This is a genomic window from Streptomyces spirodelae (assembly GCF_017676385.1).
Lineage (GTDB): Bacteria > Actinomycetota > Actinomycetes > Streptomycetales > Streptomycetaceae > Streptomyces > Streptomyces spirodelae.
In genome coordinates, this window is sequence record NZ_JAFFZN010000032.1 from 47,232 (window position 1) to 70,543 (window position 23,312).

General features: G+C 68.2%; 24 protein-coding genes and 2 pseudogenes. 17 read left to right on the plus strand and 9 right to left on the minus strand.

Going from position 1 to position 23,312, the window contains the following annotated elements; translation table 11 throughout:
• The first annotated feature begins 1 nt into the window (after position 1).
• The 8 genes and pseudogenes from JW592_RS27790 to JW592_RS27820 all read left to right on the plus strand — a co-directional run bounded on the left by JW592_RS27790 (position 2) and on the right by JW592_RS27820 (position 3,992).
• Positions 2-307 (plus strand): hypothetical protein, encoded by a 306-nt coding sequence (locus JW592_RS27790; protein WP_209267998.1) that lies wholly within the window; start codon positions 2-4, stop codon positions 305-307.
• Positions 308-414: 107 nt separating this feature from the next.
• On the plus strand, positions 415-648 hold the full coding sequence (locus JW592_RS27795; RefSeq protein WP_229376975.1) for a hypothetical protein: 234 nt from the start codon (positions 415-417) through the stop codon (positions 646-648).
• Between the two features lie 442 nt (positions 649-1,090).
• Positions 1,091-1,693 carry a hypothetical protein gene (locus tag JW592_RS27800; RefSeq protein ID WP_229376976.1) on the plus strand — a complete coding sequence of 201 codons (603 nt, stop codon included), beginning with the start codon at positions 1,091-1,093 and terminating at the stop codon, positions 1,691-1,693.
• Positions 1,693-2,172, plus strand: coding sequence for a hypothetical protein (locus tag JW592_RS27805; RefSeq protein ID WP_209267999.1), 480 nt, complete (start codon positions 1,693-1,695; stop codon positions 2,170-2,172). The genes JW592_RS27800 and JW592_RS27805 overlap by 1 nt, the downstream gene beginning before the upstream one ends.
• A gap of 80 nt (positions 2,173-2,252) precedes the next feature.
• Positions 2,253-2,348 (plus strand): annotated as a pseudogene (locus JW592_RS33725) (DUF8839 family protein); the annotation flags it as partial.
• Between the two features lie 22 nt (positions 2,349-2,370).
• On the plus strand, positions 2,371-2,784 hold the full coding sequence (locus tag JW592_RS27810) for an NUDIX domain-containing protein (protein WP_209268000.1): 414 nt from the start codon (positions 2,371-2,373) through the stop codon (positions 2,782-2,784).
• Positions 2,785-2,889: 105 nt separating this feature from the next.
• Complete coding sequence (gene kilB, locus JW592_RS27815; RefSeq protein ID WP_209268001.1) at positions 2,890-3,405, plus strand: plasmid transfer protein KilB; 516 nt, start codon at positions 2,890-2,892, stop codon at positions 3,403-3,405.
• Positions 3,402-3,992 (plus strand): hypothetical protein, encoded by a 591-nt coding sequence (locus JW592_RS27820; RefSeq protein WP_229376977.1) that lies wholly within the window; start codon positions 3,402-3,404, stop codon positions 3,990-3,992. Before kilB ends, JW592_RS27820 begins: the two co-directional genes overlap by 4 nt.
• 1,482 nt (positions 3,993-5,474) lie before the next feature.
• Here the strand turns inward: JW592_RS27820 and JW592_RS27825 are convergent.
• Genes JW592_RS27825 through JW592_RS27840 form a run of 4 tightly spaced genes read right to left on the minus strand, consistent with a single transcriptional unit; the run spans position 5,475 to position 8,367 of the window.
• Positions 5,475-5,978 carry a hypothetical protein gene (locus tag JW592_RS27825; RefSeq protein ID WP_209268002.1) on the minus strand — a complete coding sequence of 168 codons (504 nt, stop codon included), beginning with the start codon at positions 5,976-5,978 and terminating at the stop codon, positions 5,475-5,477.
• Positions 5,979-6,037: 59 nt separating this feature from the next.
• Positions 6,038-6,517, minus strand: a complete 480-nt coding sequence (locus tag JW592_RS27830) for a hypothetical protein (protein WP_307805573.1) — start codon at positions 6,515-6,517, stop codon at positions 6,038-6,040.
• 44 nt (positions 6,518-6,561) lie between these two features.
• The gene (locus JW592_RS27835) at positions 6,562-7,872 is read right to left on the minus strand and encodes a hypothetical protein (protein WP_209268004.1); all 1,311 of its coding nucleotides are present in this window, start codon (positions 7,870-7,872) and stop codon (positions 6,562-6,564) included.
• A gap of 15 nt (positions 7,873-7,887) precedes the next feature.
• Complete coding sequence (locus JW592_RS27840) at positions 7,888-8,367, minus strand: cupredoxin domain-containing protein (protein ID WP_209268005.1); 480 nt, start codon at positions 8,365-8,367, stop codon at positions 7,888-7,890.
• A gap of 446 nt (positions 8,368-8,813) precedes the next feature.
• Here JW592_RS27840 and JW592_RS27845 point away from each other — a divergent pair, with 446 nt between their 5' ends.
• The 3 genes from JW592_RS27845 (at position 8,814) to JW592_RS33000 (ending at position 10,703) form a co-directional block, all read left to right on the plus strand.
• Positions 8,814-9,491 (plus strand): GGDEF domain-containing protein, encoded by a 678-nt coding sequence (locus JW592_RS27845; RefSeq protein WP_209268006.1) that lies wholly within the window; start codon positions 8,814-8,816, stop codon positions 9,489-9,491.
• A 186-nt stretch (positions 9,492-9,677) separates the two neighbouring features.
• Positions 9,678-9,815: a hypothetical protein gene (locus JW592_RS33705; RefSeq protein ID WP_443742766.1), complete on the plus strand. Its 138-nt coding sequence runs from the start codon at positions 9,678-9,680 to the stop codon at positions 9,813-9,815.
• Positions 9,816-10,187: 372 nt separating this feature from the next.
• Positions 10,188-10,703, plus strand: a complete 516-nt coding sequence (locus JW592_RS33000; protein WP_307805574.1) for a WhiB family transcriptional regulator — start codon at positions 10,188-10,190, stop codon at positions 10,701-10,703.
• A gap of 11 nt (positions 10,704-10,714) precedes the next feature.
• On the opposite strand, the gene JW592_RS27855 is transcribed toward JW592_RS33000, so the two are convergent.
• Positions 10,715-11,743, minus strand: a complete 1,029-nt coding sequence (locus JW592_RS27855) for a ParB/RepB/Spo0J family partition protein (RefSeq protein ID WP_209268007.1) — start codon at positions 11,741-11,743, stop codon at positions 10,715-10,717.
• The gene (locus JW592_RS27860) at positions 11,736-13,022 is read right to left on the minus strand and encodes a ParA family protein (RefSeq protein ID WP_209268008.1); all 1,287 of its coding nucleotides are present in this window, start codon (positions 13,020-13,022) and stop codon (positions 11,736-11,738) included. Before JW592_RS27860 ends, JW592_RS27855 begins: the two co-directional genes overlap by 8 nt.
• A 237-nt stretch (positions 13,023-13,259) precedes the next feature.
• Between JW592_RS27860 and JW592_RS27865 the strand changes: the two genes are divergently transcribed.
• From JW592_RS27865 to JW592_RS27875, 3 genes are all read left to right on the plus strand, one after another.
• Entirely contained in the window at positions 13,260-13,892 is a 633-nt protein-coding gene (locus JW592_RS27865; RefSeq protein WP_209268009.1) for a 2'-5' RNA ligase family protein, read from the plus strand.
• Entirely contained in the window at positions 13,889-14,638 is a 750-nt protein-coding gene (locus JW592_RS27870; protein WP_209268010.1) for a hypothetical protein, read from the plus strand. Before JW592_RS27865 ends, JW592_RS27870 begins: the two co-directional genes overlap by 4 nt.
• 1,505 nt (positions 14,639-16,143) lie before the next feature.
• Positions 16,144-17,526 carry a hypothetical protein gene (locus JW592_RS27875; RefSeq protein ID WP_307805575.1) on the plus strand — a complete coding sequence of 461 codons (1,383 nt, stop codon included), beginning with the start codon at positions 16,144-16,146 and terminating at the stop codon, positions 17,524-17,526.
• Here JW592_RS27875 and JW592_RS27880 read toward each other — a convergent pair.
• Positions 17,519-17,983, minus strand: a complete 465-nt coding sequence (locus JW592_RS27880; RefSeq protein WP_229376978.1) for a hypothetical protein — start codon at positions 17,981-17,983, stop codon at positions 17,519-17,521. The two genes, JW592_RS27875 and JW592_RS27880, sit on opposite strands and share 8 nt — an antisense overlap.
• Complete coding sequence (locus JW592_RS27885) at positions 17,980-18,741, minus strand: hypothetical protein (protein ID WP_209268012.1); 762 nt, start codon at positions 18,739-18,741, stop codon at positions 17,980-17,982. Before JW592_RS27885 ends, JW592_RS27880 begins: the two co-directional genes overlap by 4 nt.
• Positions 18,742-19,648: 907 nt before the next feature.
• On the opposite strand from JW592_RS27885, the gene JW592_RS27890 reads away from it, so the two are divergent.
• Positions 19,649-19,948, plus strand: coding sequence for a hypothetical protein (locus JW592_RS27890; RefSeq protein WP_209268013.1), 300 nt, complete (start codon positions 19,649-19,651; stop codon positions 19,946-19,948).
• 1,503 nt (positions 19,949-21,451) lie between these two features.
• Here JW592_RS27890 and JW592_RS27895 read toward each other — a convergent pair.
• A complete protein-coding gene (locus tag JW592_RS27895) occupies positions 21,452-21,820 on the minus strand; it encodes a hypothetical protein (RefSeq protein WP_209268014.1) in 369 nt (122 codons plus the stop codon).
• A 205-nt stretch (positions 21,821-22,025) separates the two neighbouring features.
• Here JW592_RS27895 and JW592_RS33475 point away from each other — a divergent pair.
• Both JW592_RS33475 and JW592_RS27905 read left to right on the plus strand, forming a co-directional pair.
• A pseudogene (locus JW592_RS33475) lies at positions 22,026-22,247 on the plus strand (peptidase inhibitor family I36 protein); the annotation flags it as partial.
• A 296-nt stretch (positions 22,248-22,543) separates the two neighbouring features.
• On the plus strand, positions 22,544-23,206 hold the full coding sequence (locus tag JW592_RS27905; RefSeq protein ID WP_209268038.1) for an HNH endonuclease family protein: 663 nt from the start codon (positions 22,544-22,546) through the stop codon (positions 23,204-23,206).
• Positions 23,207-23,312: the final 106 nt, after the last annotated feature.

Consider the following 23,312-nt stretch of genomic DNA (forward strand, 5'->3'; position numbering starts at 1 on the left):
CATGGCCGTCCAGACCAGGACCGACACCTTCACCGCGCTCCGCAACTGCTTCGCCACCGACCTCGCCGCCCTCATCGGCGACGAGGCTCCGCGCGGTGTCACCCCGAACGCTTTCATCGACCTGGTCGAAAGGATCCGCGACGTCCTCGGCTCCTCCAGCCTCAGCAACTGGCAGGACGCCAGCGAGGACCTGGACCGCGCCGTCGGCTACCTCACGGACGCACTGACCAGCACGGACAGCGACCAGGCTTCGCTCCTGGCCTGGGCGCGGACCCACCTGCGCGACGGCATCGCAACGGCCGGCTGACTCTCACCCCGCGTGAGCGCACTCTGTACCGCCCCGGACCCGCATCTGCCGGGCTCGGGACGGTCGCAGTGGCTCCTCAACCACGGAAGCGAGAGGAGGTGGACGTCATGCCTCTGCCCTACTTCGAGGTCGACGTCCCGATACACCGCACCGGTCAGCCCGGCCGGAGCGGCGTGCGCGTCTTCACCGGCCGCGCCGACAGCCGAAGCGCTGCCGTACGGATCGCACACGAGGTCTACGACGCGGCACGCGACGCGGCGGAGGTCGGACTCGAGATTCCCCACGGGCGCCCGGACGGCTGGGGCGCCTGCGGCTACCGGCCCGGCTGGGAGCTCGACTGACCCGCCGCGGCCCTTGGAGGAGCCCGTACAGCTGGCTCAACTCCAAGACCTACGAGCTGTAGCTCTGCCCCGGGACAGGCGTCCAGGCGTGGAAACCGACCGCCTGTCCCGGGCCTACCCAACCCGTACGAGACGAGAGGGAGATCCCCAGTATGGACTCCGTCCTGCGCGTGCAGGCCCGAATCGGGCATCGCGCACTCTTACTGACCACCGCCGCCCTGCCGTTGACCGGCTGGGCGGTCCACGCGGTCGCGCTGCACAAGCAGCTCGCCGCCACCCGGAAGGATCCCTCGCCTACCCCGAGCCGCCCGCTTCCCCGCTGTGGCACCGACACGGCGCAAAGGCCCGCCCGCTCACGCCCGAACAGCAGCGGCGCAACCGCGAGCTGCTGGACATCGCCCAGCGCAAGCGCCGCACGACCGCTGCGTAGGAGGGCCAGTCGATGTTCACCGACATGAAAGAGGCCCTCGAAACCGAGGCTCTCGAACTCTCCCCGTTCGGCAGCGACCAGAGCAGCGCTGCCTCCCTGGTGGTCGCCCGGAACGCCCGCGACAAGGACGACCTCGCGGGCCTGCTGGGCGCCCTCGGACTGCCCAGCGCCGAAGACGACCTCGTGCGCCTACTTCCGCACCTGGCCAGCCCTGACACCCCCACTGGAGATTCCATGACCGCCGTCAACGCCTTCACTGCCACGGCCGCCTCCATGCTCAAGAACGGCGACAGCCCCGAGCACGTCCGCAGCACGCTCGGACTGTCGGAGGGCGAACTCGCCGAAGCCGTGAAGCACGCCGACCTCCCCGCAGCCACCACCGCCCCGATCCAGGACACGGACGACAGTACCGGCACCCCGGAGACGGCCGCCGTGCTGCCCGGCGACACGATGGACGCCGACGGGATCGAGGCCCTGCTCGCGTGGGCGGAGCACCACCCCGCCGCCAGCATCCGCAACCGGGCCGCCCGCGTCCGCAGCGACCTCACCGAGCTGACGGAACGCCGCGCCACCGACGCCGCCCATCGCACCACCACCCTGGCGGAGGCGAACTGATGGAAACCCAGCACCTCGCCATAGACGGCTACGTCGACGCGATCCCCGCGCCCGGCATCGGATGGGGCACCGCCGTCTTCGACCTCATCCACTCCCCCGCCGACGCGGACCGGATCGCACCCGACGCCCCGGACACCGTGTACGCCTGCACCACCGGAGACCCCCGCATCGCCGATGTGCTGCTACGCGAGATCCAGCCCGGCGACCTGCTCCGCCTCACCGGCACCGTCACCCGGCCCGAGGACCCCGACGCCCCGGCTCACTTCACCGTCGACGCCCTGGAGGTCCTCGAGGCCGCCCCGGCCCCCGTGCTCTACGACCTCGTGCTGGAGCGGTACGGGATCTACGTCGTCGTCTTCAACGCCGGCCACGACGCCGTGCCGGTGTTCACCGCGTCCGGCCGCTGGGTCGGCGAGGCCGCCAGCCCCGACGCGATCGGCACCCTGATCGACGACTTCGAGAACGGCGGCCCGCGATGACGACCGCCGCCCCCGCACAGCGCACCCTCCTCGAACGGTCCCCCGCCGGCCACTCCTGCGGCTCCTGACCCGCCGACGAATACGCCGCTGCCCAGCGCGCCCAGGACACCGACGCCCGGGTCGTCATGGACCTCGGCAGCGGCCAGTTCCTCGTAGTCACCGACACCACCTACTAGCCCACCCGACCGAGAGGTGCACATGACCGAGACCGAGACCATCCACTACACCGCCGACGTGGTGGCCCTGATCCCCGACGGCACGGTCTTGCTGATCGAGCGCGACTGGCCGCCCTACGAGGGCGCCTGGGCTTTGCCGGGTGGCCACGTCGACCCGGGAGAGTCGAGGCGCGAGGCTGCCGCCCGGGAACTCGCTGAGGAAACCGGTGTCCACGTGGTCGCCGACGACCTGCGCGAGATCGGCACCTGGAACAAGCCCGGCCGCGACCCGCGCGGCAGGTACAGCACTGACGCCTACGCGGCCGTCGTCCCCGCCAACACCCGGATCAGCGCCGGGGACGATGCCCGCACCGCCCGCTGGTGGCCCCTGGACAACCTGCCGGAGCGCCTGGCGTTCGACCACGCCGACATCCTCCGCGCGGCCACGGCCTCCTGACATACCAGCCCGAGACACCACAGCGCCGCGCCCCCGACCGACAGGCCGGGGGCGCGGCGCTTCCCTCGGTCTCGGCCCTTCACCAGCACTCCGAGGAGCCCCTGCGTGTTACCCACCCTTGTCACCGCCGCCCTTGCCATCGTCGGCACCCTGCTCGGCTCGATCGTCAGCGGCCGCTTCCAGGAGCGCGCCGCTGAACGGTCGGTGCGCGTCAGCCACGGCGAGACGATCCGCCGCGACCGTCTGGAGGCCGTCACCGCGCTGGCCTGCGCCGCCAGCGACCACCGCACGGCTATGTGGATGCGCGGCGACGCCATCCTCAATGGCGCCGACACCGAGCGGATCGAGGCCCTGCGCGGCGAGAGCCACATGACCCGCAGCGCGGTCACCCGCCCGCTGGTCGCCCTGCGCGTCCTCATCGAGGACCAGACCGTGCGCGCCGCCGCCGACCGCATGATCACGCTGACCTACGCGATCCGGGACGCGTACGCCACCACCGAGGACCTGACCGCAGCCCGCGAAGCCGCGAAGGAAGCGCACGACGATTTCGTGAACATTGCTGCCCGCTACCTGAGTCCGGACTTTTCGACGGCAATCCCCGAACAGGAGCCCACCCGATGAGGCATCCCTCTTTCCGCCGCTGCGGCCTCGCTCCCGGCGCCATCACCCCCGAGGACCAGGCCGTCGTCGACGTGTTCCGTGCGATGCTCGCCGCCATGCGCGAACCGAAGCCCTGGACGCCCGGCCACGGCCAGGACCTGGCCGTCCGGGTCGGCCCGTTCGTGGAACGCGTGTACCCCCGCCCCGGCGACGACCACGGCCCCGACGTGATCGCCGTGGCCCTGGTCCACCCCGACACCCCGCACGCCGGCGCCTACCTCCACGGCCGCCAGCTCGGCTACACCAACCGCGGCTGGCTGCGCTGCGAGACCACCGCCATCCTCGGCCTCTGGCAGCCCGGCTACGCGATGCTCACCCACGCCGCCGCGAACCTCCCCCTGCCCGACGACATCGGCATGGAACCCGCCCACTACGCCCTCTACATCGAGGCCCGCAAACGCGACGACAGCCTCGACGGCTTCACCATGCTGCGCCTCGGCCCCTACACCCAGACCCGGCACGCCCAGCAGGACTACGACCGGCTCACCGCCGCCCTGGACGGACGCGAGACCACCCTCGTGCCCGGGTACCGCGTCTCCGCGCGGTAGGCGCCGTTCGACGTCAGCGACCACCAGCTGTTCGCTGACCCGTACGAGGCTGACGTTGTGGCGCTCCTGGCCGCCGCCGTCGAGGAGGTGAGCACGTGACCGCTGCCAGCACCCCCAGCCCCGACACGGGCGCACCCGCGATTTGGGCGCCATGACACCTGCTCCACCATGAAGCCCCGCTCCGGCCGCGTTCCGGTGGCGGGGCTTTTTGCGTTTCTGGGCCCAGATGCTTCAACTCCGCACCCTCCGGCACTCTGCTTCACTCGACTCCCCCAATGGGGATGCAGCTCGGTCAGCTCCACAAGCCGCTGCAGTCATGCGGGACACTCACACTGCGAGGAGCGCCTGGGGGTGTTGTCCGCGGACAACACCCCCAGAGTGCGTTGGCTCCCCCGGTGGAGCAAGGCGCGCAGGCCGAGGATCGCTATGCCTGGTGATCTGTGCTTTCCTCGGTATTGACGTTGATCAGCAACTTCGTCAGCTCGACCCGTTCTGTACGGGTCATCTGGTGCACCAACACCTCGCGGAGAGATGGTCAGCCCCGGCGACTTCCGTGCCCTGGGCTTCGGCCTACGCGCTCCCAGCCGGCCGCAAAGTGAGTGGTCATGGCCCGAAGCTTCCACGGCGAGACCGAGGTTTCGCCCCACTTCCAGCGTCACAGGCCGTCCCGATAGGATGCGGCATCGTGACTACAGGGACCTCCGGCGGAACGCCGTACGGCGGGCTACCGCCTCTGCCGAACATCCCGGCGAAGGACGTGAGGCCCCGGCGGGTCTGGTTTGTCGTCGCTGCCGTACTCGCGCTTGTTTTGGCGGGCAGTGGTGTCACCGTCATCGTCGTGGCAGCCAAGGGCGCTGTGAATTCGGTCGACAGCGACCGAAGCTTCCCCAGCGGCGGTTCTCAGAGTGTCAGGTTCACTGCCGGGGAGGCCAAGGCGATCTATGTCTCCCAGTCTGGGAAAGGGCGGGTCGACTGTCGGATCCCGGAGATGGAGTCTGGATCGTTGAGCCAACCGGACAGCACGTTTCGGGTTACTTCTGGGTCTCGTACCTGGGAGCGGGTCTTTGAGGTGAAGCCCGGTAGCAGCGGGGAGTTCACGCTCACGTGCACCTCGGAAAGACAAGCGGAGTTCGCCGTAGGTGAGAAGCCGCAGGTGGGGGCCACCGTGGGTGCGGTTTTTGCGGCTATTGGCCTGATTTTCGCTGCGGTTGCTGCAGGGGTAGGCATCACGGTCGTGACTGCTGTCCGACGTGGTCGGTATCGCAGTCGCGTTGCTGCCAGGATGGTCCCCCCGCCGCAGTGGGGTGCGCCGCCCGGGCCGTCAGGGCCGCCGATGGCGTAGACGAATGGCTCTGAAGAGTATTTCCCCCCGGTAGCGTTATCGCAGCTTGGCAGCTCAGCTAGCAGCGGCACCTCTTCAGGCTGGGTGTCTCATCCGTTGACCACCTATCTTGCTGGCGTGTCTCCCGTGGGTGGAGGGAGTCACAGCTTGCCGAGTGGCACTCCCCGCCAGACCCACCCCGCTGCGAGCACCGTATTCTGCAGTGGGTTCTTCATCTCAGAGCTGTCAAAGCGGAACGTTTCGGTGATCTCCCAACCGCCTGTCTTCTTTCGCCCGATGATCCACTCTCGTGACCACGTTTCTCCTGGTCCGCGACCGTACTTCTTTGCCACGGGCCTGTCATCGACCCAGGTGATTTCCCACTGTTGTTCAAGGACCCGTACTTCGTGGCGGTCCGGGTCGAAGCGCATTCGGATCTCGAGGTTGCGGCTCAGCTGGCGCTTTCTGAAGACTCCCTGCCAGGCTGGCTCCATGAGCCGCCATTCAGCGATGAGGTCGACGGCTTCTGAAGAGCCATCGCGTACGACGTAGGGGATGTCGGGCCCGTTGAGGCCGAGGAGCCTGGCTCGCAGGTCCTCGGGTGACTGCGTGGGGACTCCTCGGGCCGGTCGTTTCGTGCCGGTGAATCTTGCGAAAAAGCCCATTTCCTCTATCTCTTGACTGCCTGGCGGTAGGGACAGAATCTGCTGGAACGCTGCAGCATCTACGAAGATGCGGCGGAGCTGGGCTGGACAGTACGCACGAGCGCGCCGAAATCACCGGCAACTGATTCATACTGTGTGACTGTTGCGGTGACAGCCAGCTGAATCACCGCGCGCTTGCGGAGATCTTCGGAATCCGGCATGGACAAATACACCTGGGTCTGGACCAGCTGCCTCCGACGGCCATCGGTGACGGCGGAGAAGACGAGCTGCTGCGTCAGACCAGGCGCTTCACCGGAGCCGACCTCGTTGCGGCTGGTCACTGTCACTGTCTCGGCAAGTTCCTGCATGCGGTGGTACGACGCTTCGGCGAGGTCGGCCAGCGAGGCAGTGTCCGACCGGTATGCACCATCGATGGTGATGTTCGCGGTGAAGCCTGCATCAGGCTGAGGGTGCAGGGCGACGAAGGCCACGTCGGGTGCGCCCACCTGTTCGGGGGCGGCTGGCTGCCAGCCGTGCGGAAGGGTGAACTCGAGGGGCACCGGTAGTTCTGAGGGCACTTGGGAGTCGCTCTCTTCCTCACACTTCAGAACAGACTGGTGACGGTGTTCTTGAGTGACCCGACAGTGTCGCCCACTGCGTCGGCCGCGTCCGCAGCAGTGTCAGCAACTCTGCCTGGATCGATAGTAATCTCCATGCCCGCAGCGCCACCGAAGGGTATGGCTGCGCCTCCCTTGGCGTAGATGCGCAACTTGCCGTTCTCGTTTCTTTCCCACTCGAAATCGGCCTCTGCTCCAGCCCCTGCCCATGCTTCCCCCGTCGCGCCGATACTGATGCCCCCGGCTTCCACGCCCGCAGCACCACCGCCTTTCACCCCTGCGAAGGCCTCGCGGCTGGCGCTCACCCCGTCGAAACCAGCTCCTCCCTTGAGCGCGGCTTCGCCGCCGGCGAATCCGTGCAAGCGCCCGTAGGTACCCGCGACATCTGACTCGACGCGGCCCTCAGCCAAGCCCCGCCCTCCGCCGGACACCTCACCCTTTGCATCCAGGCCCTGGTCGGTGATTCCGCCGCTCACAGTGCCGCGAACTCCCGCATAACCGTCTGCAATGTGGGACAGCTTCGTCTCTTCCCGCGTCAGAGACCCCTCACTGGTCGCGTGCACGAAGTCGACATACCCCTTGAGCATGCCCTCTCTGCCGTAGCCCGGGCCTGTGGCAGAGAAGCCGATGTCAGGGCCGGTGACGGTGTGCTTCCCCTTTGAGACCCACCCGTCGGTCCTTGTGCAGGTCTCTTCCGGCATCCCGGCTTTGTCCAGGTCGGTCTCCGGATGAGCGTTGAAACCACCAATGCCACGGCCGTCCAAGGAGAGATCCTCAACCGCTCGGATCAGCGCACGCTTGATCTTCTGGTCGGCTTTGTCGACGGCCTGCACAGCCTTGGCGATCTTCCTGGTCCAATCCTGCTCCGCCTCTTGCTGTGCGGCGGCGTAGGTAGGGTCGTTGCGAAGAGCTTGCTTCTCGTGCTGGTCAGCCCCTACGTAGGTGACTTTGCCCGAGCTGTCGACCTTGTAGTGCTTCTCCTCCGCGTCGTCGACAAGGTTCTTGACCACTTTCCGTAGCCGAACGAGCTCCGCGTGCCCCTTCCGCAAAAGGCTGCCGATCGCCAAGGCTTCCGTCTTGGCTGCGGAGAACTCGAACAGCGATGCTGCAGAAGTGTTGCGTTGATGCGCCTCGAATGCCTCCCCCTGCCAGTTGCCATTGGCCAAGGCGCGCGGGACGCGCTTGGAGTAGTCGCCCTTCAGCTCACCGAAGCGCTCTCCCATGTCCTCCCAGGCTTTGGCCACATCCACTATGGGTGAGAGGTCAGCTGTGATCACGTCCTGGTAAGTGAGCGGCATGGTTCCCCCCGGAAGTCAGTACTGGTCGAGCTGGCTGGGCGGCCTCCTCACGTCCATGGGGCCAGCCTGCGTCGTGGTGGAGATTCGCTGCCCTTGAGCGAGGTCCTGACCGGTGAGGAGCTTCTTCGTTCCCACGAGTGCCTGCAGCTCCCCCTCGAGCTGGGCCCTCAGCCGCTTCACCTGCAACTGCCATACGGACATGGCCTCCGACAGCCCAGCTGCTGTCCCCCACCCTGAAAGCCCTTCCAGGCCCGTATCCGGTTCCAATGCCTCCACACCAGGGGCCTGGGGGGTGACAAATTTAGGCACCACCTTGCCTCCGCCTTCAGCCATGCGGCTGGCAGCCAGAGTGTCCGGCAACAGGTGCTCCCGCATGAACTTGGCGGCCTGCTTCTTGTCATGTGCGGAACTCGCCAGCGTCCCCGGTCGTGTGCCTGGACGAGCGGGCTCCGCGCGGGCCAACTGCATCTGCTCGTCGGAATCTCCGGAACTCACTACAACCCCCCCTCACACTGGCGCTTCTCGACCGCGCTGGTGAGTGGCACCCAGGCCGAGTCTGACGGCCACCCTACGCATCGCTGGAAGCGACCAGTCAACCACGGGGGGTGAAATCAGAGGAAGAGCCGGTAAGTCTGTCCCAGAATCTTGCAGATTTCTCACTACAGGTGGTTTCTCACAACAAGCTTTCCGGCATGCGCTCGGCCGGACTCAAAACAGACCCCGACAGCGGGCCGGATAACTCGGAAGCACGTGCTCCGTGACCCGCACGCAAACGAAGTTCCCCTCAACGGGCTGCCTCTTGTCATGAGCTCTCGCCGACTGGAGCAGCCAGAGCGCCCTCGCGCCGTGTTCCGCCCCGGGACGGCCGTCATCGGCCTGGTAACCCTGTCGACCGCCCCGGGTCCACCCATCCCGTCCAAGACGAAACGGAGGACCCCAGTATGGCGTCATTCCTGCGCCAGCAGGCCCGACTCGGACAGCACACCCTCTTACTGACCACCGCCGCTGTGCCGCTGATCGGCTGGACAGTGCACGCTCTCGCCCTGCACCGACGCCTCGCCGCCGCCAAGCGCGACCCGCTTACCGGTCTCCTGCGACGCGATACCTACACGGCCCGAGCCCGGCAGATCCTGCGCCGCCACGGCAACGACACCACCGTCGTTCTGGTCGACCAGGACGACTTCAAGGCCGTCAACGACATGCTGGGCCATCCGGCCGGGGACGCCGTCCTCGCGGCGACCGCGGTCCAGCTCACGGCCTGGGCAGGCCCGCGCGCAGCGGCCGGCCGCCTCGGAGGCGATGAGTTCGCCGTGGCCCTGGACCTGCCCGCCGACCGTCGCGAGCAGCGCCTGGAGCACCTGGTCCGGATGCTGCACACACCGGTCGTCCTGGACGATGGCCGCACCGTGAACGTCGCCGCCTCGGTCGGAGCTGCGTCCCCGGACAGGATCGGCGCACGCGACCTGACGCGCCTGCACAGGGCGGCCGACGCAGCCCTGTACCACGGGAAGCACTCCGGCCGCGCGGTCCTGGCGACCGCTGCACACGCCGCCACGCCATCTGTGAACGGGCGCCGCGCGGGCAGGCCGGGCACGGCCGGATGGGGGCGAGCGGCATGAGCACCGCGCCCCTTCCGCCAGCGGGCGACTGGATCCGCGGCATCAGCGTCAAGCAGCCGCATGCCGCCTGCCTCCTCGCCGGAGCCAAGACCATCGAGAACGATCGAGAACAGACCCCAGGCATGGTCGTGACGCGGCTGGCTGCTGCTGCACGCGAGCCAGCAAACCGACCGGCCCGCCCTGCGCGTGCCGCTGAACGCCCGCACGATTCGCGGCCGCGAGCTGACGACCGGCGCCGTGATCGGCGTCGCCCGGCTGACCGGCTGCCATCAGGACCCGGACGGTGCCCCACCCTGCACCGAGTGGGCGCAGCCCAGGGCGTGACATCTGGAGATCAGCGACGTCCAGGCCCTCGCCCTGCCGATCCCGGCGCGCGGGCAGCTCGGACCATGGCGGCCCACCGGGCACCTGGTCGACCAGATGCTCCAGCAACTGCCCCACCTGCAGCGGTGACCGGCCACCGCCAGCACCCCTCTCGGCCCGAGCCGCTGGAGCGCAGCGTGGTCCGGTTCGTCTCCGGCCGACCCCACCGCACCCACAGCGACTGCGCCTGACGCCCCTGCTCCCCTGCCCGCACCACGGCACTCCCCTGCCCTGCTGTGCGGGCCTCTTCACATCTCAGGAGGACCCCCTCCATGAGCCCCTACCTACACGCCCCCTTTCCCCGAGGCAGATCCCCGCATCCCGTGCCCCCACATCCCCACCCGCACGCGCTGCCGGACCGAACCGGCCCTGTTCGCCGCCGAAGACATCACCGCAAGCCGCGAGCGCAAAAAGGCCCTCGCCAAGGCCCGCCGCGCCTGTTCCGCCTGCCCGCCCGTGGACGGCTGCCTGAAGTGGCCGCTCGCCAACCCCGAACTCACCCCCGTCGGGGCATGGGCAGCCACCACCCGAACCCAGTGCACCCAGCTGCGCCGCGAGTTGATCGAGCGGCTCGGCCCCGGCTGGGTCGGCATTGTCGCCGAACAAGACCGCGAGCGGGACCGCCGCCAGGCCGCCTCCCGGCCGCAGCCTGACGCACACGTCCAGACAGCACGAAGGTCCGTGTCTCTCTGCCACGCCGGGGAGCACGGGCCTTACGTGTTTTGTGCCTTGATGCAGATGAAAGTCCAGCCGACAGGTCTATTGGCACGAGGGTCTGTTCCCACGAGCGGCCGCCGTTCTCTCCCTCGGCACGAGATCAGGACCATAGCCGGGGACGCCGACGTGTGAATGGGCAGCAGCTACCCCCTGCTCTGAGCTTCGGATTCCTCGGTGTTGACCTCCAGCAGCAGGCTTGTCAGCTTCAGCCGACTCGGACGTGGCATCCGGGACAGCAGTACACCGAGAACCGCATGAGGGTCCTCCCAAGAGACCACGACAGGTTCCCCACCGTCGTCACGACGGGGCGGAGGCACCTGCTGCTCAGGTGACGCCGCGGAGCCGGACTCGGCTGGTGAAGGTTCCGACTGCGCAATTATCACGCCGTGATAATTCGCCGAGCCGCTCTCGCCCGTGTTCTCGACGTCGCCGCCGCTGGCCGCCGTCTTCCTCCCCCCGGCCTTACGACGCGCTGCCTCGGCCCGCTCATCAGCTCTCGCCTTCTGCTCGTCGGGAGGTAGCTTGCCGAGGTTGCGAACGTGCTCGACCCTCCGAGTCCCGGTCATCAGGTCCTTCTGCAACTCGGGGGTGAGCTTCAACAGGGACAGCTTGCTGGAGATCGTGGCTTGTGGCAGCCCCACGCGTCTCGCTGCCTTGGTCTGAGACCCGTAGTAGTCCACCAGTTGCTTGAGCGCGTGGGCCTCCTCGATGTCGGTCATGTCATCGCGGTGGTAGTTCGCGACGAACGCGGCCTCCAGCAGCGCCTCGTCCGTGCTGACCCGGCCGTCGTCCACCCGCACCGCGATAGTGGCAAGACCCGCCCGGCGCGCTGCCTCAAGACGACGGTGCCCGTCGACCACGACATACTGAGCGCCTTCATCGAGATCACCGCTACGCTCGGGCCTCTCCCGCAGATAGGCGTCCGCAGTGGCGACCACGATGGGCACCACCACCCCAATCTCCCGGACCGACTCCACGGTCTCCTCGAGATTGCGCAGGTGGTTGCGAGGGTTGTCCGGGTTCTCGCTGATCACGGTGACGGGAAGATCAGTGATCGCGGCGGTCGCCGCCTTGCCCTGGATGGTTTCGTCGATCAGGCCACGGCGAGAGCTGCGGGCGGTAGCGGCGCTGCCGAAGGCGGCACTGCCTCCCAGCTTGTCTGCCTTACTCACTGACTACCCCCATCGCGATCATCCGCATGGTGTTGGCTTGCTTGCTCTCCGGCGCGTACGCCAGAAGTGGCTGCTTGAGACGGACTGCTTCGCGCTGCTCCTTGAGGTCGTCCAGGACCGCCAGGACCTGCTGGTCGCCGAGGCTGTTCCACTGCGCCAACGACGACGTCGCGACGAACCCGCGCCGCGAGTCGTACTGGTTGACCACCAGGCCCAGATAGTCGATCTCCAGGCTGAGGTCCTTGCACAGATCCTCGACCTGGTTGACGAGCATGCTGTACGCGGTGGCCGACGAGTCCTCAGCCTGCACCGGGATGACCACACCCGACCGGCCCTTCTTCTCGTTCCTTCGGCGCCGTGCGTAGTAGAGGCCGGCATCCATCGCCAGGCCCAGGCTGGGCGGGCAGTCGATGACGATTACGTCGTAGTCGCCCTCAGCGGGCCGCAGGGCGCGTTCGAGGGCCACTTCCTTCTGGAAGCCTCGCGACTGTGCCGCCGTCAAAGCCAGCTTCGAGTCGAGGAGGAAACCGTCGTACGCGCCGGGCAGGACGTCCAGGCGCCGGTGGAACCGAGGATCGTCCAGTGTCACGATCAGGTCGTGGAGGTCACCGTCAGGGTCACCGACCATGTGGGTGACCAGGCTCTCCTGACCCGGTGGGATCTGCGGAATGCCGAGCTGGTCACTCAGGTGACTCTGAGGGTCGTAGTCCACGACCAGCACACGTTGCCCGCCGACTGTCAGCTTCTCGAGCTGCTTCAGCAGACCCGCCTTCGTCTTCTCGACGCGCTTCAGGTCCCCGAACGACAGTGACTCGATGAACCGGCGAAGGGCAGCGGCGCCGTCCTCGTCGTGCTCGGCGTAGGACTGGGCGATCCCCAAGGAGACCGAGGTCTTCCCGACGCCGCCCTTCTGATTCGCGGTGACGATGCGGCGAGGCTCAGCCGACCGATTGGCATCCGCCGGCGAGGGGTTGTCCTCAAGCCAGGCTCTTATGCTCTGAGCGAGGCCCTGGATGTAGGAGACGCCGCGCTCGCCACAGGTCGCCTTGAAGTCGTCATAGAGCCCGGTCGGAAGCCATGTGGAGAACGACTTCGAGCCTGCGGTCTCGATCTCCGGGCCGGGTGTGGGCCGGGCTCGCCAGTTCGTCACGGCGGCCTCAACGGCGTCCTGGATGTCCAGGCTCAGTTCGGCGCATCGAACTTTCAGCTCTTGCTGGAGGGCCGGCGGCAGCTTGGACGCTACCTTTTCCCGGTCCCCGTCAGGGTAAGGAGAGGGCATGGCGTCACCATACTGACTCCTCGCGGTGGAGGTGCAGACGGCGCGCTCTTCAGACAGCCCTTTTGACGCTGTGGGCGGGTGATTATCACGCCGTGATAATCACCCGCCCACCCAGGCTCGGCTCACGAGATGGTTCAGCGGGAAGTCCGTTGCCGGTGAGAAGCCAGCAGGGCGGCTGACAGGTGGGGTGCGTGAGACTGGGCTTTCTCTGAGGAGCGGAAGTCAACTGGGGGGCCTGTGGAGGACTTCTTCGCCGCGGTGGAGAGCCGCGTGCACGCCTGGCCGGCCGGACGGGCTGATCTGCACTGGCACGCGCTGTTCGACACCGAGGAGGTGCGGCGGTGTCTGACGGAGTCGTATGAAGGACTGACGCACCGTCCTGGTCTTGAGCCGGTGGAGCCGGAGTGGGTGCACATGACCGTGCTGCACTCCGGCCCCCACACGGAGGCGACCGCCCAGGAACTCGCCGGTATCACCGAGCGGGTGCGGAAGGCGGCTGCCGACATCGAGCCGTTCGACGTCACGTTCGCGCTTCCCACCATCGGCTCGACGGCCGTGGAGTGCGTGGGGCGGCCCGGGCCTCCGGCGCGGCGCTTGTGGGAGGAGACGTGGCAGGCCACACGCGCGGTGGTAGGGGACCGGTGGCCGCTGATCCCGAAGACCTACCACCCGCATGTCACCCTCGCCTACGGCACAGCGCGGGCCGCGGCCGCCGACCGCGCCCAGATGAAGGCGTGGCTCTCGGACCACGGGCGAGGGGAAGTGGTGCTGCGGGCCAGTGCGTTGACGCTGGTGGCGCAGTCGCATGACCGGCGGCGCATCACCTGGGAGGTGCTGGAGACCGTCCCGCTGGGACAATCAGGGGCGTGACGCTGCACCCGCTGTTCGCCGCCTACCCGCACATTCCGCCGCCTCAGGCCCGGGTTGACGCCCACGTCCTTGACGGTGGCGAGGTGCCGGCGGTCCATCTGACCCGGTATCCGGTCCTGGACCGGATACCGCCCGAGTGGGAGGAGCCGTCGGGGCTGCGGCTGCACCTGGCGGTGATGGACGAGAGGCTGTGGCGGCACTACGCACCCCGCCCCCCGCGCGGAGAACCCGAGACAGGGCACGGCGGGCTGCGCGAGGAATGGGAGGACGCAGGCCGTGACCGGCTGCGGTTCATGCAGTCGGCCAGCGTGCTGGCCTCCCGCGCGGAGCCGCCCGAACCGCCCGAACTGCGCGTCGACACGCTGCTCGCCACCCACCCTGCCGCCCGCGCGGTAGGAGTGGTCGTCGACCGCGGTACAGCGGTGGTGGGTCTGCGTACCCGGTCTCCGGGCCTGGGTGACGAGGGCGCCGGCTACACGGTCACCATGCAGGCCGCCGAGCCGCGTGATGCGGGACCCGTGGAGCTGTACGCGTCGGCCCTGTGGGCCTGGGCATTGTGGTGGACCGACCGGGCGCAGGAGCTGTCGGACCGGGACAGGGTCCTGGGCGAGGTGCCGCCCCCGCCGCTAGAGCTGGATGTCGTGGAGGCGTGGACGCCGCACCGGGTCCGGCTGGAGCGGCCCGCTCGCACCGAGTGGTCTTCCTCGCCCTCGAGCTCGCCGTCCCCGGGCGATGAGGAGCCCTGACCTTTCCCCGGAAGCCGCGGCGACCAGCTGCTCGCCATCGAGGCCGTATACCTGCTCGCTGCTGGCCTCTGGGTCGCCGTACGAGCCGTCGTCCTTGATGCGGCCGGCAAACAGCGTGACGCTGCCGTGGAAGAGCGAGCCGGTGATGCCCGGCCAGCGCCCCTCCGGTTCGTGAATGACGCGGATCTGCTCACTGAGGGCGCCGCCGCCGGTGCGGGCGACATCGCGCCACCCTCACCCGTCGATAATGAGATCCGCCGCCCGCTCCCACACTGCCTTCGTCATCAGCTTCCCTCCGTTGGCCTGCCCGGGAGCCTATGGGGGCGTGAAGTCCTCCGGCCAGGTGAACCATGGACTGTCCGGTTCTCGGCGATCGGTGGTGCCGGGTTTGTGTCGGCGCAGCAGTTGGCACCACTCCTGGGCGGTGAGCACAGGTGGCTTCTGGTCGTCGCAAAACTGGGCGTGCAGCCGACTGTTGTTCTTCACCGGCGCATAGGTTCGCCCCGCCGTCTTCCAACCGCAGGAGCGGCACTTGGCCACGTACCGCCACCGGCCAGGGCACTTTGGATCCAGCGGGCGCTGCTTGTGTTTTCCCGCGCGCCAGTGCGTGGGCAGCGAGTTCCGTCTTCGTGCTCTGCCCACACTTTGAAGACGGTCACCATCTTCGTGCTTTTGTCAGGCTGCGTCAGGCGTACTCGCGGCAAGGTGCATCCCCTCGTCCCGTGTTGGTTCAGGGACCAGCTCGGTCAGCGGGGCCATAAGCCAGGCACCGCGTCCGAGCCGGGCGTCGCTGCGCGCGTGATGCTGCGGGCCCTGTCGGCGCGGGATGAATCCCAATACGCTGAGCGGGGATTGCACCCGGCGATCCACTCGGACAGGACACTGTCGTGAGGCCGTGCGCGCTCGGTAGCCGGCTGGATGTGCAAAGTGCGTACGTCGCGACAGTTCACGTGGTCGAAGCGGACCTCACTGGCGGCGGAGTAGACACCCCAGCCGCTGATTCCCGCGGACATGCGCGTCGCGCGGTCCGAACGCGGCCGCGGGCGGCAGGTCCTCGAAGAAGAACCAGGTCTGCCCCAGCCCCTCGACAGAGAGGCCGACGGCATGGCCATGGATCACAGCCCAGTCGTCACGCCGTACCTGGCGGGGGCAGAACGGTCACTCCCCGGAGGCGCTCGTACTGTGCGGTGCTGTTGCTGTCGAACCAGCTGTTTCCCTTGATTGCCACGCCGCCCCTGTAGGCCCAGCGTTCCGTAGACCAAGCCGACACGGCGGTGCCGAAGGGAGGGAATTTCCTTCCTTGCTTCCTGCGAACCCGCCCTTACGGCCGCGTTCGCGCAGGTCGCCTTCCGATGTACCTCGGCCTGGCCCTCATCATCCGGAGCAAGGTGGGCTCAGGTTGGCTGGAAAACGCTGTACCGGACAGGGTGCAAGTGCTGTAAAAGAGAATACATAGGCGTTGTAGAAGAACACAGCGCCAAGGAGGGGAAGAGGGCAGCAGCTTGGTGTACCGACTCCGTCCGGTGGCGAACGGCCTGCGAACCGACCACCCGGTGCCGGACTTGCCGTTCGCGGACGACTCCCATATCCCGCTGGACGACGGCCCTGCCGCGATCGAGGCCGTGGGCCGGAACGTGGGCCACGGCATGTGGGGCCGCTTCGACAAGGACCGCTCCAACGGGAGCTGGCGGGCCTTCACCACCGACCCGCTCAACCATGACCTTGGCTGGGTGGTGCGCTACCACCCCGAGCACGGCCGCACCGTGCTCCTGATGCACGACAAGGACATCTCTCCCATGCACACGGCCTGGTGGGGCGACCCCCTGCTCTTCCGGGCCGGCGGCTACTGGTGGGACGGGAAGACCTGGTACCGGCCGGGGCAGATCTGGGACCCCGTCTCGGAGGACTACGAACGCCGTCCGGCCAAAGCCGCGGTCACAGTCACGGCGGCCGACCTGCTCGACGGAAGCGTCGACCTGGACCGCGCCTACGTGGCGAAGGTCGCCTCCTTCGACCCGGAGGCGCCGGCACCAGGCATCTGGCTCGATCACCTTGCGCTGTGGGCGCAGCAGCGGATGCAGCGCAAGGACACCCGCTCGCTGGACGCCTGCGTGGTGAACCTCTCCTGTCCCGAACTGGCAGGCGATCAGCTGATCGGGGTGCCGGAGATGGCGGCGCTCGCCGAGATCGGCGCCTCCACCCTGCGCGGCTACATCTCCCGCGGAGAAAGCAGCGTGCCACTGCCCCAGGCCACCGTCAGCGGCCGTGCGCAGTGGTCCAAGCCGGTCGCCCGGGACTGGGCGGAAGCGCGCCGCCGCTCGTGGGAAGGGGTGGAGGACGCCATGTCCGCCGGGGACCCGCTGAAGCTGTCGCCCGGTGCTGCCCAGGTGCGCGAGCGCTTCGCGAAGGACTTCGCGTACGCCCTGTGGGAGAGGCCGGACTGGCGCAAGCGGTGGGTGCTGCGCCACCGCAACAAGGAGTCGGTGCAGGAGATCGCCGATGTCCTCGCGCGGGACGTGGCCGTCAGCCTGGAGGACATCGTGCCCACCGAGCCGATCAGCGCTACCATCCGGCACGCCGTGCTCGATGAGTTCGCCGACGGCGTGGAACGCCACCGCAATCAGAAGGGCGAGGAGGGGATCGACTCTTTCGATCTCCCCCTTCTCACCCCCATCGCCAAGATGCTCGACTGGTTCATCCGCCACCACCCTGCCCACGCCCAGGCCACCATCGGCGACATCCTGCGCGAGGCCCACAACCGGTGGCAGATCCCCGCCAGCGTCACCGGCCAGGCCCTGCGCCGGGCCCTGGTCTGGGACGGCAAGTTGGACAAGGAGATTCTTGAGGAGTACCTGAACCGCGTCCTGCCTTCCGGTCCGGTCACCTGATGGGCTGCCGGTTGGCCCCGTTGACCCCAACGGGGCCAACCGGCCTCACGGCTGGCGGCTTCGCAGCAACGCCGGGTGGGTCGCAGTCCACTGCCGCCGTGCCGTCGTAGGCGGCGTCCACGCGGTACGGCTTGATGAAGGAAGAGTCGCGGATGATGTCGAACCGGCGGAGCTCGGGCGTCTCGCAGTCGACGACGTCCGGTGTGTCGTGCAGCGTGCAGTGCTGGGCAAGCCACCGGTCGTCATCAACAGCCCCGTGCGGCCCGTAGCAGCCGTACGCATAGACGTACCCAGCCGGACCGAGTTGGAATTCACGGAAGCCCATAACCTGCCCGTACTCGATCGGGTTCTGGCAGCGGCCACCCTTCCGAGTGCGGGCGACGCACTGCCGGAAGTGGGCGTCACCACTGGCGTTGACCCACAAACGCCCACGCAGCACAACAAGCTGTCCGGTCACTGCGGCGCTCCGGCTGTCGTGGGGCGGGTGCACAGGTGCGCGGAAGGGCAGGCTGAGCAGCCTTTCACCTCGGTCAGCTCGGCAACGGCCGCGAACAGTTCGCGGGCCTTCTCGACAGAGCCGATGCCCTCGTGCTGAGCGAAGTCCTCAGCGGTGGCCTCGGTGCCCCGGGACATGTGGCACCTGATGAAGGCCAGCGCGGCGAACTCGTCGGGTGCCAGATCGTCGGGCTGTGCGGGAACGCAGGTCTTCCGCACGAGCATGTCCTCCGGACTTCCGTGGAAGATCCACCGATCGCCGGGCCTGCGCGGCGGCTGGCTGACGATCCGGACCAGCGGCACATCGTCACCGGCGTCCTCAACCAGCAGGGCACCAACAGCGTGGAGCCGGTGGACACTCTCCCGGACGTCACCGTCGGCAGAAGCGACGCCCATCCCGGTCGCGAGTTCCTCGATGGGAACAAGCGCCGCGTCCTTGCCCTCGCTGTCGCAGCTGACGGCGAGGGCGCCCGTGTCGAGGGCCATGTCGAGCCGCACGGCCTGCATGGGGATGGGGCCCCGGTAGAGGGGACGCAGGCGTGTGAGACGCTGCATGAGGCCGACTGCCTCCTCCCCGAGGCGAGGATCGCTGGCGGCAGCACCAGGAGTGGTGTGGGAGCCGAACTTGATCCACTCGTCGTAGCCGGGAGGCTGCAACTGTTGCAGTGTGTAGACCCCCTGACGCCGACGACCCGGCCTGCCCTGCTTCTTCCTGCCCACGAAACGAATCTCCTCCAGCCACAGCGGCCCCCTTGGCCGCGCGCTCCACGTTTGAGGAACGCGCGCAACGCGACAGCGACGTGGGCTTTCCGGCCAGTTCCCGCATTCGGCCCAACCACGACCCGGCCCAGATCCGAGACGAGAAGCACGCGCGCCAGCGTTGAGGGGCACTCCCTGCCCGTGCCCACTGGACTGCGCTCGTGGACCCCTAAGGGCACGGTTGGCCGAAAGAAGCTGCACACCAAGAGGCACCGCTGCAGCCCGGATGCCGCTTGGGGCCTGGTATGGCGCTCCTGGTCGTGCGGCTCACAGCCACGGGCAGCGGCTGCCATCCAGCGTCCGGCGGGTGGCGGTTCGCCGTGCTGGTGCTGCTCTCGGTCCCTGTGGCGTGAGCCCGCAAGAGGCTCGGGAGGACGGCCAGCTGCGCGACGGTGCGGCTTCTCCCATCCGGCGCTCCCGGCGAGCAGCCAAGCCAGGCGAGCAGCCCCGGCCCTGTCCCATGTTGACACCACCTCTCGGTGAGCAGTGACATTCCCGGCTCGGTGCGGCGGGAATGGCGCTTACGGCCGGTGGGGGGACATGGCTACGGCCCATGGGACCGGGCGCTCATGTGGCGGCTGAGCAACACCGACGGAGGTCTGCACAGAACCCGGCCACGGGCCCTGTAACGAAATTCTTCTCTCAGGTCCGCAGGAGCACCGCTCAAAGAGAAGGCTCTGGCCTGCGGAAACGCGAGGGAGCGTCAATCTCCGTTCCGAACCAGGGGCGAAGGGCGCTACATTGAGGAGCGGTCGGGACCCGTCTACCCGACTACCACCCCGCTCTCGGCGGGGTTTTTTGTTGTCCCGATGGCCCCCGACACCGCTGGTGTCGGGGGCCATCGGCGTTTACGGAGAAGGAGCTGCCGGTGTCGAACCTCGTGCTGTTGCTGGCCGTGCTGATCACGGCCCTTGCCTGCGTCTGTTGCCTGGCCATCGTGAGCTACAAACGCATCACCGAGCAGGCCCTCAACCGAGCCCTGCCGGAAGATGTCCCCGAGATGCTGAAAACCAGTGGTCGGACCCTCACGGACCTGCTCACCGCCCTACGGCTGAGGCTGCGCACGGTGCTGCCCGGCACACCCAACGAGGGCACCAGCCAGCGCCCCTCAGCTGATGGCACCGCGCGGCAGGATGCCGTACCGGGCGCCGAAGGAGCAGGCCAGTGAGACAGAAACGTCGAGGAGGCTTCTACGGGCCGGACATGGACCCCGTCGGGCGTCACGCCGGCGAGGATGTGCTCGGACGCGAGCTGCGTGCGTTACTCAATCCCCGCGAACGGCAGCTGCTGCTCGACCGCCTGAACGGCGCGCCCATCGCCCAGCTAGCCCGTCAGCACGGACTGTCCACCAGCATGACGGAGATGTTGCTCTCCCACCTGCTGGACCGACTGCGACGCTCCAAGCGCGCGCACCAGCTCCACCAAGAACTGCGGGACCGGCATGGACCCAGGCATTCGCCCGAGGTCTGGGCGGCAGCCGAGAATCTGCCAGTACACCGGTGCGCACGCGCCGGCTGCACCGCGCCGCCGTTCACCCAAGCTGCCCGGGGCCGGACACGCCTGTACTGCTCGGACCGTTGCAAAGTGGCCGCCCATCGCGAACGCATGCAAGCCGCAAACCGCAAGCCGGGTACCGGTCGGGGATCGGGCAAGGCCCCTCAGCCAACGCAGCGGCCGCCGAGGTACCGATGGCGTGAGTACGCTGACACGCAGCCGACGTTGCCCCCTCCAGCCACAGGCCCCTGGGCAGAGGCTCTCGAAGAGATCCACCGCCGTCGGAACCCACCTCTGCCAGCGCTCAAGGCGCGAACAACGCGCCTTGTCCCGACTGTCCCCGGAGGCAAGACCTTCACATTCGCGATGCTCATAGCTGGATTCGTCACCGAAGGCTCCCACCGGTCGGTGTCCGCTACCAGCGCGTTCTGGACAGTGCCCGCCGCCAGGCTGAAGACCCGCTCCCCGTATCGCACCGCCGGGGGAGAAAGGCCAGTACCGCCAGCGCAGACCCTCACCAGCCCCGTGCAAACGCGCCTGCCCGCGCGACCGCTGCTCCACCACTCTCCTGGGCAAAACTCGCGATGGATACCGGTTCCCGCCCGAGCCGAGGTAACGCGACCCTGGGACGAGCTGGCACCCACCCTCCGCTGCGGCCCTGCCCTGGCCACGCGCCATCACGATGTCAATCCTGCTCTTGCCCCCAGAGCCCAACGCTCCCCGAAGCGAAAATGGAAGACGAGACCACGGCGGTTGTGAAGGAGGGCGAACACACGCCCGACTCCACCCTGCTCGACCACCCGCCAACCGCACCCGAAGAACCGGCGACTGAACCAGTCAGACGGGGCCGAGGGGCCGTGCCGACTATGTCCGGCACGGCCCTCACGTGACCTACAGCCCAGCAACCACACCGCCGCCTCGGGCCTACGGCGTCAGGACACGGCTTTGAGGGCCTGCCGTCGCTCTTCGTCGTCCTTGCGGTGACGCTTCTCGGCGAGCTGGTCCTGGTAGGCGGCAACTGCCTGTCGGTACCGCGCGTCTCTGCGTTCCCCACCGTCGAGGTGAATCGCCAGTGTGTACGGCGAGCAGTGCCTCAGGACGAGCTGCTGGACTTCGGAGGGGCTGTGCCTTCTCTGCCCGGTCGCAGACCTTGGTCCCGCAGGGTGCGCACGTGCAGTCACGTATCCGGCTCTTCGTGGTGGGCGCAGGACCGTTCTGGTGGGCGTCGCTCGATGCGCAGCAGGAAACTGACGGTGCCGCAGCCGAGTGCGCCGGCCAGGAGGAGGCCGGCGTATCCGAGTTGGCGGATGTGCCGGGTGTTGCACTCGACGGTGTGGAGGTAGGGGTCTTCGGGAGCGATGGTCGGCCCACAGGGTGCGTGGGCTCCCTCCTCCTTGAGCGGAACACACACCATGACGACCACGGTGACCACCGCAGCCAGAGCCAGCCCGGCCAGGAACCGGGACCAGGAATTCACCTGGTCCGGGGCCTCCCACGCTTCCGACTCACCCCGTGCCTCTGTGCCGCTCTCCGCCTCTTCGGCCACACCCAACCCCTCTTCATCTGCCCCTGCCCTTGCTCCTGGAGACTACGTCGGGTCATATAAGGCCCGGCACCCAGCCCGTCGTCCCCTTCCCAGGAGCGCGGCCTTCCGCGCGGGGGAACCTCCTCGGGGGTTCGGGCATCCGGGCACCCCGGATCGGGTGGTTTGGTCTTCGGGCCACCGTGAGCGGAGCGGTTGCGCCGCTTGAATGCGGCGGGTGAACAACATCTCCCGCGGCCTGCTGGCCGCCGCGGCGCCCGCTGCCGCACCGGCGGCCCCCGCCTCAGCCGTGATCGACTGCCCGAACGGCTATGTGTGCATCTACCCGGACATCAATTTCGGCGGCCAGCCGTGGGTGAGGCGCGCTGTCGACGGCAGCGTGAAGGACCTGCCCACCGCGATCCGGGACCGCGGCAGTTCGATCCGCAACAACTCCGGCCGCACCGCCCGCGTCTACCAGAAGCGCAGCTTCGCCGGACGGTGGGTGTGTGGGCAAGAGCGGCGGCTCCATCCACGACCTGCGCGGCTACAACCTCAACGACCAGACCCGCTCCCTGCGCATCAACCGCAACGACTGCGGATGACCCGGCCACAACCCGCACCCGCATCTCCGGAAGCCGGTGCGGGCTTCCCGGCGACCCGGAGCTGTCCGCTCCATCGGGTGGTTTGGCACAACACAGAAGCCTCGCAGCCTCGTGCTGCGCCAACAATGCCGTCGTGATCAACATGGTTCGCGGTCTGACGGCCGCCGCACTGGCCTTTCCCCTCCTCACCGCCGCTGCTCCTGCGGTGGCCGAACCGGCATCGGGCCGGCAGGCTGTCGACCTTCCGGTGGTGCAGGCCATCGAGGCCCTGCCTGTGGAGAAGGAGAGCCGCGCCGGCTACAAGCGCAGCAAGTTCAGGCACTGGGTCGATACGGACCGGGACGGCTGCAATACGAGGCAGGAAGTCCTCATTGAGGAGGCCACCGAGGAGCCGAGGGTCGGGCCGGGCTGCTCGCTCACGGACGGCGAGTGGTTCAGCTACTACGACGCCAAGACCACCGACAACCCGCGCGGGCTGGACATCGACCACATGGTGCCCCTCGCCGAGGCCTGGGACTCTGGAGCCTCCGCCTGGGACGCGAAGAAGCGGGAACGCTACGCCAACGATCTCGACTCGCCCCGGTCGCTCGTGGCGGTGACTGCGAGGGAGAACCGGCAGAAGGCCGACAAGGACCCCGCCGGCTGGTGGGTGCCCGCGGCGTCCGCGTCGTGTCAGTACCTCTCGGACTGGGTGGCGACGAAGACCCGGTGGCAGCTGGCCCTCGACCAGGCGGAGAAGAACGCCCTCGGCAAGCGTGCCGCCGCATGCCCGAACACGCGGGTCAAGACCGACATCGCCCGCTAGCCGCGGCGGAGTGCCGCCCCGCCAGGGGCGGCACTCCGCCCTCGTCCTCAGCGCAGGGGGCCGAACCCACGTGTCAGCAGATTCGAACTTATTGGCGCACGCTGCG

Bases quoted from the DNA above. Each gene is read 5' to 3' on its own strand.
- JW592_RS27790 (WP_209267998.1), top strand. From the start codon at position 2: ATGGCCGTCCAGACCAGGACCGACACCTTCACCGCGCTCCGCAACTGC.
- JW592_RS27795 (WP_229376975.1), top strand. From the start codon at position 415: ATGCCTCTGCCCTACTTCGAGGTCGACGTCCCGATACACCGCACCGGT.
- JW592_RS27800 (WP_229376976.1), top strand. From the start codon at position 1,091: ATGTTCACCGACATGAAAGAGGCCCTCGAAACCGAGGCTCTCGAACTC.
- JW592_RS27805 (WP_209267999.1), top strand. From the start codon at position 1,693: ATGGAAACCCAGCACCTCGCCATAGACGGCTACGTCGACGCGATCCCC.
- JW592_RS27810 (WP_209268000.1), top strand. From the start codon at position 2,371: ATGACCGAGACCGAGACCATCCACTACACCGCCGACGTGGTGGCCCTG.
- JW592_RS27820 (WP_229376977.1), top strand. From the start codon at position 3,402: ATGAGGCATCCCTCTTTCCGCCGCTGCGGCCTCGCTCCCGGCGCCATC.
- JW592_RS27825 (WP_209268002.1), bottom strand. From the start codon at position 5,978: ATGGGCTTTTTCGCAAGATTCACCGGCACGAAACGACCGGCCCGAGGA.
- JW592_RS27835 (WP_209268004.1), bottom strand. From the start codon at position 7,872: ATGCCGCTCACTTACCAGGACGTGATCACAGCTGACCTCTCACCCATA.
- JW592_RS27845 (WP_209268006.1), top strand. From the start codon at position 8,814: ATGGCGTCATTCCTGCGCCAGCAGGCCCGACTCGGACAGCACACCCTC.
- JW592_RS27860 (WP_209268008.1), bottom strand. From the start codon at position 13,022: ATGCCCTCTCCTTACCCTGACGGGGACCGGGAAAAGGTAGCGTCCAAG.
- JW592_RS27905 (WP_209268038.1), top strand. From the start codon at position 22,544: ATGGTTCGCGGTCTGACGGCCGCCGCACTGGCCTTTCCCCTCCTCACC.